This is a genomic window from Aquibaculum arenosum (genome assembly GCF_029222965.1).
Lineage (GTDB): Bacteria > Pseudomonadota > Alphaproteobacteria > Kiloniellales > DSM-21159 > Aquibaculum > Aquibaculum arenosum.
In genome coordinates this window covers 1-2,305 of the sequence record NZ_JARHUD010000015.1, presented here as the reverse complement: position 1 = coordinate 2,305, position 2,305 = coordinate 1, and the positions used below count along the sequence as shown (strand labels likewise).

Here is a 2,305-nt window from a genome sequence, read left to right as displayed (position 1 = left end):
GGTCCTTGACCTCGTTCTCGTCGGCCCCGGCGGGAACGATGGTCAGGAAATCGGCGCCGTTGATCGTGCCCTGCCAAGAGAAGTCGAATTTGGCGCCGGTCGTCACCTCTTTCGGGGCAGTAAGGGTCACTTCTGGCAGGGTTGGCGTTTCCACCTTTTCCGGTTCTGGCACTTCCTCGACTGCGCCTTTTACTTCGGCAAGCGCGGTTTTCAGTTGATCGGCGTTGTCGGCGGTGACGAATTTGCCGCCAGTATTTTCGGCAATGCAGGACAGGCTTTCGCGGGCTGCATTGTCCAGATCAAAGCCAACGACATGCGCGGTGAATTTCACGCCCTGCTTTTCCAGTTGCGCCGCAACTGCACAGGGGTCGGCGTTGCAGGTTTCCACCCCGTCGGAAATCAGCACGACGGTTGCCGGGTTGTCGCGGTAGGACAAAAGATCAGCCGCCTGTCGGATCGCGGCCGAGATCGGCGTCTTGCCCACCGGTTTGATCGCATTGACAGTGGCGATGAACTTGGCCTTGTCAAGCGGGCCGGGGGTGATCATCGTCTCGATATCGGTGCAATCGCCCTGACGGCGGTGGCCATAGGCAACGAGGCCCAGATTGGTGTTCTCGCCCCAGCCTTTGACCAGATCGGCGAGCACATCGCGGGCAATCTCGATCTTGGAGGTTCCGTCGATCTGGCCCCACATCGAGCCGGACGCATCATAAACGATCACGACATCGTCCGCAGCACTGGCAGGAGCTGCGCAAGCAATGCCACCTGCGATGGTCAATGCGGCCAATCCCGATGCAAGCTTCTTCATTCTTCAATCCTCCATAAATTCAGCAAATGCGGATATCGCCCTCGCAGCCAGCCTCACGGTTTCACACTCGCATGTATGCCCGTCACCGGAGACCCGATAGCCCGATACGCCTCGTCGGCGGCGTCTGCACGCCCCTGGCGCCCCTGGGATTTCCCCTTGGCGTAATGTGCCTTCTTGAAATGATCGGTGCGCGCATCCAAAAGACCGGCCTGAACATCGTTGATGCCGTCTTCCTCGATGGCGAAGAACTTGAACCGGAGGCGTTGTTCCGCCGGGGGCAACGTCGACTCTGGCGCACATAAATCCGCCACGCCGGGATCATCGACGCGGATCCGCCCCGTATCAGAGCCGTCCGTCGTGACGGGCAGCAGGCGGCCATCCCCATCGAGCAGGAGATTGACTTCGACGACTGTCGTGGTGTCGGGCGGAAAGACCCGGCAGGTCTTGACGCCGGTCAATTCGATGGGGCAGCCTGGTTCCCCGGGGAGGATTTCGCTCACCCCCTCGTCCGATTGGCGGGTTTTGGCCACGGATCGCAGGGCAGAGATGTAGCGCTCGCTCTGATCCCTTGGCACGCCCAACTCGTCCGCGACGATGCCGATCACCTCGCTGCGCAGGGCTGGATCGACGGTCAGGCGGTCACCAGCAGGTGTGTCGGGCGTGGCGGCCGTGTCGTCGTTGCACCGCTTCATATCGGGCATGGAGACATCGCGCGGGTCCATCGCGACCGGGATATTGAAGGCAAACCCGTGCGATTTTCCCTTGACCGAGCCGACCATGATCTTGTGATCGACCACCCGCAGCGTCAATTCGGCCTCGTTCGTGCCGATGTCCTGCGCAACATAAAGCGTGTCATCCATGATGGATTGCAGGAACAGCATGGTTTTTGAGCCCTGCGACAGGGTGAACTGTCGGCCACATTGACTGACCTTGACCTCGTGCAGGCCCTCACTTTTCGGCTTGCCCATGAACTGACCCAGCCACGCACCCCGCTGAGCATTATAGAGCCTTGCTGCCAAAGCGCCGTTTTCTGGCGCTTCGCCGGGGATCGCGTTGACAGTGTCCTTGCCGTTGAAGAATTCATAGGTGCCCTCGCAAACAATGTTCGCCAAGGCTGCCTGCGGTAACATCGCTACAAACGCTAATGTCAGCGATATCCGTGTCGAATTAATCATTTCGCATCTCCCTCAGCGTCTTTCTAGCGCTCAATCCCAGTAATGCTTATCATGTTGCTGCCGCATCTGCGCCAAACGCGCGATCCTTAAGCTGGCAAGCTCGATCAAGGCACTGTCGAGCCGCATCCAGCTTCCCGACGGCGCCTCAGCCGCCAGGGGCAGCGGCGCGAGCGCGCCGCACAGGAGAAGACCGCGCAGAAGAAGAGCGCGCAGCGCACCGCGCGGAAAACCTTTGGTCATTGGTGACATCCTGATCTTTGTGGGCTCTTCTTTGTAGGCTGGGCCGGATGCACTCAGTCTGCGCGGGCCAGCGCGGTATCGA

The 2,305-nt window shown here is 60.1% G+C and carries 3 protein-coding genes; all 3 read right to left on the bottom strand.

The window, feature by feature from the left end; all coding sequences use genetic code 11:
• A partial coding sequence (locus tag P2G67_RS15905) for a vWA domain-containing protein (RefSeq protein ID WP_275824289.1) occupies positions 1 to 808 on the bottom strand: 808 nt, incomplete at its 3' end.
• Between the two features lie 53 nt (positions 809 to 861).
• Positions 862 to 1,983 carry a hypothetical protein gene (locus tag P2G67_RS15900; RefSeq protein WP_275824288.1) on the bottom strand — a complete coding sequence of 374 codons (1,122 nt, stop codon included), beginning with the start codon at positions 1,981 to 1,983 and terminating at the stop codon, positions 862 to 864.
• A 30-nt stretch (positions 1,984 to 2,013) separates the two neighbouring features.
• On the bottom strand, positions 2,014 to 2,305 hold a 292-nt coding region (locus P2G67_RS15895; RefSeq protein ID WP_275824287.1), incomplete at its 5' end, for a hypothetical protein.

Coding starts and splice junctions, on each gene's coding strand:
- P2G67_RS15900 (WP_275824288.1), bottom strand. CDS start 1,983: ATGATTAATTCGACACGGATATCGCTGACATTAGCGTTTGTAGCGATG.